This window comes from Halobacillus trueperi, from assembly GCF_003386945.1.
Classification (GTDB): Bacteria; Bacillota; Bacilli; order Bacillales; family Halobacillaceae; genus Halobacillus; species Halobacillus aidingensis.
The window spans coordinates 67,819-73,818 of sequence record NZ_QUAE01000016.1 but is presented as its reverse complement, the minus strand read 5'-3'; the positions used below and the strand labels follow the sequence as shown (position 1 = coordinate 73,818).

Here is a 6,000-nt window from a genome sequence, read left to right as displayed (position 1 = left end):
GCTAAGCATTGATATACTTACCAGGAACCATTGAGCGTTAATATTATAGATTCAAGATGAATAATTTGTCGCGTGTCATGGATTCAATACTGCGGCGTATTCCTTGAGACCCGAGGCCGGAGTTTTTAGCTCCGATGAAAGGGAAATGATCAGGACCGCGTTCTGTTTTGGCGTTCATTTGCACGGAACCTACATCTAGTTTTGTGGCGATTTCCCTGGCTTTCTGAACGTCTTTTGTAAAAATACTTGCTTGTAGACCGTATTCTGATTGGTTGGCAAGTGATACAAAGTCTTCTTCTTCGTTAATACGAATGATCGGTAGGACTGGACCAAAAGGTTCGTCCCATGCCACATCCATATCTGAATTTACATGATCTAATAATGTTGGATAAACTAAATTATCTTCACGTCTATTGCCAGTAATGAGCTCTGCACCTTTGTTTATGGCATCATCGATCAGATGTTGCACAAAGTCAGCGGCATCGTTATTAATCAAGGGAGTCACTGTCGCATTGTCTTCAGGAGTTCCTACCGAGAGAGCTTCAACCTTCTGCTTTATTTTCTCTGTTAGATCATTAGCAATAGTGTCAGCTACTAGAACACGCTTAATTGCCGTACAACGTTGACCTGAATAAGAGTAAGCACCACTGACGATGTGTTCAGCTGCTAGATCAAGGTCAGCATCCTCCAGAACGATCGCTGGATCTTTACCGCCAAGTTCTAATACAACAGGAATCATTTTTGCTTTTTGGGATATCGCTTGTCCTGTTTCTGTACTCCCTGTAAAAGTAATCATATCAATGTTCGGGTGTGTAACGAGAAAATCACCAATCTCTGAACCTTTTCCGGACACAAATTGAATGATATCAGAAGGTAGATTTGTTTCGAGCAGTGCTTCGGTCATCAGTTGACCGCTCAACGCCCCTTGAGAAGCTGGTTTAAAAACAACGGCGTTTCCGGAGATGAGTGCGGGAGCAATTTTGGAAGCTGCTAAATTAACCGGATAGTTGAATGGAGATATAGCGAGGACAACACCGAGTGGCTCCTGCTCCACCATTGCCATTTTGCTTGATGATCCGCCTCTGGAAGAATCCCCTTTCAACATTTCACCATGGATACGGCAACCTTCCTCAGCGGTGTAACGGATTAAATCTGCTGTCCGTACAACTTCTTTAATAGCGGAAGCTAGGTTTTTACCTACTTCTTTAGAAATTACCTCACCGATTTGATCTTGTTTTTCAACTAATCGATCTGCCCATTCGTGCAAAATATCTGCCCGCTTATATACCTCTGTTGCGGACCAACTCTTTTGGAATTCACTTGCCAGTTTTATTTTATCGTCTACTTCCTCTTGGGACATCAAAGGTAGAGAGCCAAGAACTTCGTTTCCAGAAACTGAATAGATCTTCTTTTCATTTTTGATTGCAATGCTGATAACTAATCAATCCTTCCAATATATTTGATTATTCTGATTATTAAGTATATTAAAAAGACCTGCAAACTCAAAGAAAGCGGTAACATCATTCATTTAAACGCTTACATTTCATATAAAGTTTAATATAATCCATTATCCTTTCATTTTGGCATAAGTAGTGAAAAATGTAATCTGGACAGAGTAGCCGGATAAACGTAAGGTGATAGTTCCAGTAGCAACTTCTTTGTATTATCCTGGTCTTCCAAAGTGCTTATCTTCATCGATGTCTTCTCCAACCCGCTTATTAAAAGCAATCCCTCGCCCCCTAACGATTATTTCCTGCTTGTTATTATAAATCAAAGCCCACTAAAATAAGGGAAATAAAAGTTATCACAATGCTAATGAGGTTATCTCATGTATAGTTAAAGTATAATGCGGGAAACGCAAACCCGAAAGATTACCAAGGGGGAAATAGAATGCGAAAGATAATCTTGTCGACCGAAAGCGGTGCTGACTTACCGGGTGATCTAGCAGAAAAGTACGAGCTTCAAGTTGTTCCCATGCACATTATTATGGATGGAAAGGATTATTTAGACGGTTCTTTGCCGGTTCAGGATATTTATGATTATTACAGACGTACGAAAAAAATACCCTCTACTACCTCCACAAATGCTCATGAGTATCAAGAGTTTTTCGCAACGATAAGAGATAATTTCCCAAATTGCATCATTATCCATGTTGGTTATACATCAAAAGCGTCTTCTTCTTTTCAAAATGCTGTCATTGCCGCGGAAGAATTTGAAGACATTTTTCTCATTGATGCTCTGAACGTTACTGGAGGATTAGCTGCGATCGTATTGTATGCCGCTGATTTATTAGAAAAAGAACCTGGCATTGAACCGGAACGCTTAGTTGAAATAATACAGGCGATCGTTCCTAAATCAAGGCTGGCTTTCATTCCAGGTAACTTGGAATTTCTTAAAGCGGGAGGGCGCGTAAGCAATATGGCTTCTCTGATCGGAGCTCTGTTGAAAATAAAGCCATGCATAGAGTTGAAGGATGGAAAGCTTGTGTCTACAAAGAAGTACCGCGGGAAAATGAGTAGAGCTACTGAAAAACTCTTGAGTGATTACTTAAATGAATTCAACATCGATAGACAGCAGCTTTATTTTATTTACTCCATCGGACTCGATGAAAGGATCAAGGAGCGGATGGAGGAAGTTGCCAAAGGAAACGGATTCCAAAAAATAAGGTGGATTCAAGCTGGCGGTATGATTTCGACTCATTCTGGAGCCGGTGGCTTCGGAGTAGCAGGGTTAGAGCATTAGTGCGGACTGAACTAGAGGGAGTGTAAAGAGAGGATCTATTCTATAACTTTTGAATACTAGTAACCTCACAATGCTAAAGCCGAGTGCAAAAACTGAAACGGGATTAATTTATCATTTATCTTGTTGCTAAATTAAGTAGCTCATAACAGAATTCAAATGGTGCTTCCCTATGAGGAGAAGCACCTTTTTTATGCAGAATATTTCTTGACTGAAAGTCCTGTGAAACCATCTTAAGTTCAAAAGTTATAGTGGGCGATCATCAAACTCATAATGAACAGGTCCAGGGGCAACTCGTGCATTTTCCAACGCGGGAGTATCTGGTCTTGCGATTCGGTAGACAGCTGCTCCTACGATTTCCGTCGTTTCTTTCAATTTTTCTTTACTTATTTTATCTAGCGTATCTTGAGGGGAGTGGTACCACGGCTCAAGAGGAGCATGAATAAACAGTGCGGCAGGAATTCCCTCCATATAAAACGGCACATGGTCACTGCGGCCAAGCTGTCCGTATTCGACCACTTCGGCCACTCTTGCCCCTGCAGATGCGCCTAAATCTGTGACCATATTTTTCTCTCCATCCGGTGTGAACATAATCAGGTCACCAGAGTCGCGGCTTCCGATCATATCCATTTGGAAATGGGCGGAGATTCGATCTATTTCATTATCGCTCAGTGTACTGACGTAGTGATAGGAACCGAGTAGACCTTTTTCTTCTGCTCCAAAGGTCATAAAACGTAACTCTGTGTCCGTAGGAGTTTTCGCCATGATTTTAGCTAATTCCAGTACTCCAGACACACCGGAAGCATCATCATTAGCTCCTGGCCCGCCTGCCACAGAGTCGTGGTGGGCACCTACCGTGACGATTTGTCCTGTATCTTTATTCTTGTGTGGTTTCATGGTTGCGATCACGTTATACGATGTTTGATCGATGGGTCCTGCATCTTGTACTGATACTTCAGCAGTGACTTCTTCTGACTGAAGTTGATTCACGAGGGACAGACCAGATTCCCGGTCAATCGCAACAGCAGGTATGTCCTGTCCTTCATATGTAGAACCGAAATCATTGCCTTCTGTTCCTTCCCGGTTAAACATAATGACGCCTACAGCACCTTTGTCGATCACGTTTTGGATTTTTTCATAAAAACTGATTTCGCCTCTTTCAATCAAAGCGGTTTTACCAGAAACGGTATCCGGCACATCCTCCGCATAAGCAAGACCTACATACTCCAGCGGAGCTTCGACTGTGCCGTTTACAGATCCATTAAAGGTATGAACATCACCAGCAAAGTCTGAGCCATTGACTGAAATGGAGGAAGTTCCTCCGTCCCACGCTTGGAAGGTGAAAGGCTGTACTTCCGTTTCATAACCGTAGCTTTCGAATTCGCTTTTGATATACTGAACGGCCTCATACTCTCCTTGCGTTCCTGCTTCCCGGGGTTGTTTAGACAGTAGGTCTACCCGTTCGTAGAGACGCTCGGCACTGATTTTTTTAATGACCTTATTATCAAAGGCGTGGTCTGCTTGTTCATTTGGTGCAGGTGGATCAGCAAAAGTTACAGCAGGCGCAGACCCTAAAACTAATCCAGCGGCTAACATGAAAGGGATGGCTTTCTTGGACAAATCAATTTCCTCCTCTTAAAGCATAATAGAACCGTACTATTGGTAGTTTATCAGAATTGTAATTATTTGGTTTTTATAATAATCGGGGAGGTAGTTGCTCTCCTTGTCCTTCTTACCTATGAGAAAAAGGAGAAAATTGAGGGAGGATGTCGAATATATAGTTCGTCATAGGTAGATCCATGATGAACTTTGATAGGATTTAATAGAAGCTGTTACTTAAGATTCATTTTTTTGCAGAGGAAGCCCTTTTTGACGACAATGAAGAAACCTAATAATGATTATTCCATTGCTTTGACTTTTGATTTCGCATGCATCAAAATATACCTTGGATAGAAGAGGTGAAACAATGTCAGATAAAATGAATAATGTGCGTTGGTTCAGTATGGCACTGAAAGCATTAATTGTATTAGCTGAAAACGAAGGTCGCTGCCCGAGTGGAAAACTTGCAGAGAAGCTCGAGTCTCAATCTGTTTATCTTCGTAAGATTCTGACTCACTTGGTTAAGGCAGGAATCATAAGTGCCAAAGAAGGCCGCGATGGGGGGTACTCCCTTAGTAAAAAGACGGAAGATATTAAGCTTTCTGAAGTATATGAAGCTATTAGCGCTGAGACCGTAGTGAAAGACTACTTTGAGGTAGAAGGAAAACACTGTTTCTCAGGCACTTCCCAACAGTCTCTTTGTGATTTGCAAAGGGAAATGGAGACTTGGATTTTGGAAGGGTTACAATCGAAATCCTTATCGGATCTTATTGAACAGTAAAACGAAACGATCACCGTTTCGTTTTCTTTTGATGAGTAACTGTATTTGACAAAGCAACAGTTAACGATCTATACTGTAATCGTGTAAGATACAGTTAAAGGGGTGCAATTCCATGTCTAACAAAACGATGACCAAAGAAGAATATCTCAATAAAGTAAAAGAAATCGATACGACGAAGGAAGCTCCGAAAGTCCTTGAAGATACCGATTTTCTGACCATAGCAAAAGAACGTCGTTCCGTACGTCAGTATGACCCGGATTATAAGATTGAACGTAAGGAAATTGAAGAGCTGTTGGAAACGGCAACATTAGCTCCGTCTTCATCCAACTTACAATCCTGGCGTTTCCTTGTCATTGATGAGCAGGAAGAGAAAGAACGGCTGCTTCCGATTGCGAATAACCAGCAGCAAATTGTGGATGCTTCTGCCGTAATCGCAGTTCTTGGAGATAAAAAAGCCTATAAAAATGCCGATCAAATCTATTCTCAAATTGCTGAAAAAGGCAATATGCCTGAAGATGTAAAAGATATGTATGTAAACAGCATCTTCGACAACTATGGAAATTTCCCTGAAGAGCGGCTTGCGAAAATTGCTCATATTGACGGTGGAATTGTTGCGATGCAGCTCATGCTTGCTGCGAAAGCAAAAGGATACGATACTGTACCGATGGGCGGATACGATGAAGAACAGTTCTTAAAAGCCTTCAATGTGCCTGAGGAATACACTTCTGTTATGCTGATCTCCCTTGGTAAAGGAGTCAAAGCAGGCTTCCAAAAAACACGTTTACCTTTAGAGAATGTTGTGAAGTGGAATCGTTACGAATAAATGAGAAAAGATCATCCATAGTGGATGATCTTTTTTTGTTCAAGAATCATTCAAGGTC

Annotated in this window: 6 protein-coding genes; 3 read left to right on the top strand and 3 right to left on the bottom strand. The window is 41.5% G+C overall.

The genetic code is table 11. From position 1 onward, the window contains the following. Positions 1-43: 43 nt before the first annotated feature. Positions 44-1,405, bottom strand: coding sequence for an NADP-dependent glyceraldehyde-3-phosphate dehydrogenase (locus DYE48_RS15930; RefSeq protein WP_341865623.1), 1,362 nt, complete (start codon positions 1,403-1,405; stop codon positions 44-46). A 258-nt stretch (positions 1,406-1,663) separates the two neighbouring features. Next, a complete protein-coding gene (locus DYE48_RS21605) occupies positions 1,664-1,774 on the bottom strand; it encodes a CAT RNA binding domain-containing protein (protein ID WP_115824498.1) in 111 nt (36 codons plus the stop codon). A 116-nt stretch (positions 1,775-1,890) separates the two neighbouring features. On the opposite strand from DYE48_RS21605, the gene DYE48_RS15920 reads away from it, so the two are divergent. Beyond that, a complete protein-coding gene (locus DYE48_RS15920; RefSeq protein WP_115824497.1) occupies positions 1,891-2,742 on the top strand; it encodes a DegV family protein in 852 nt (283 codons plus the stop codon). 243 nt (positions 2,743-2,985) lie between these two features. Here DYE48_RS15920 and DYE48_RS15915 read toward each other — a convergent pair whose 3' ends face one another. Further along, positions 2,986-4,359 (bottom strand): M28 family peptidase, encoded by a 1,374-nt coding sequence (locus DYE48_RS15915; RefSeq protein WP_115824496.1) that lies wholly within the window; start codon positions 4,357-4,359, stop codon positions 2,986-2,988. A 346-nt stretch (positions 4,360-4,705) separates the two neighbouring features. On the opposite strand from DYE48_RS15915, the gene DYE48_RS15910 reads away from it, so the two are divergent. Both DYE48_RS15910 and DYE48_RS15905 read left to right on the top strand, forming a co-directional pair. Beyond that, on the top strand, positions 4,706-5,119 hold the full coding sequence (locus DYE48_RS15910; protein ID WP_115824495.1) for an RrF2 family transcriptional regulator: 414 nt from the start codon (positions 4,706-4,708) through the stop codon (positions 5,117-5,119). A 112-nt stretch (positions 5,120-5,231) separates the two neighbouring features. Continuing rightward, positions 5,232-5,942 (top strand): nitroreductase family protein, encoded by a 711-nt coding sequence (locus tag DYE48_RS15905; RefSeq protein WP_115824494.1) that lies wholly within the window; start codon positions 5,232-5,234, stop codon positions 5,940-5,942. The last annotated feature ends 58 nt before the right edge of the window (positions 5,943-6,000 follow it).

Coding starts and splice junctions, on each gene's coding strand:
- DYE48_RS15920 (WP_115824497.1), top strand. CDS start 1,891: ATGCGAAAGATAATCTTGTCGACCGAAAGCGGTGCTGACTTACCGGGT.
- DYE48_RS15910 (WP_115824495.1), top strand. CDS start 4,706: ATGTCAGATAAAATGAATAATGTGCGTTGGTTCAGTATGGCACTGAAA.
- DYE48_RS15905 (WP_115824494.1), top strand. CDS start 5,232: ATGTCTAACAAAACGATGACCAAAGAAGAATATCTCAATAAAGTAAAA.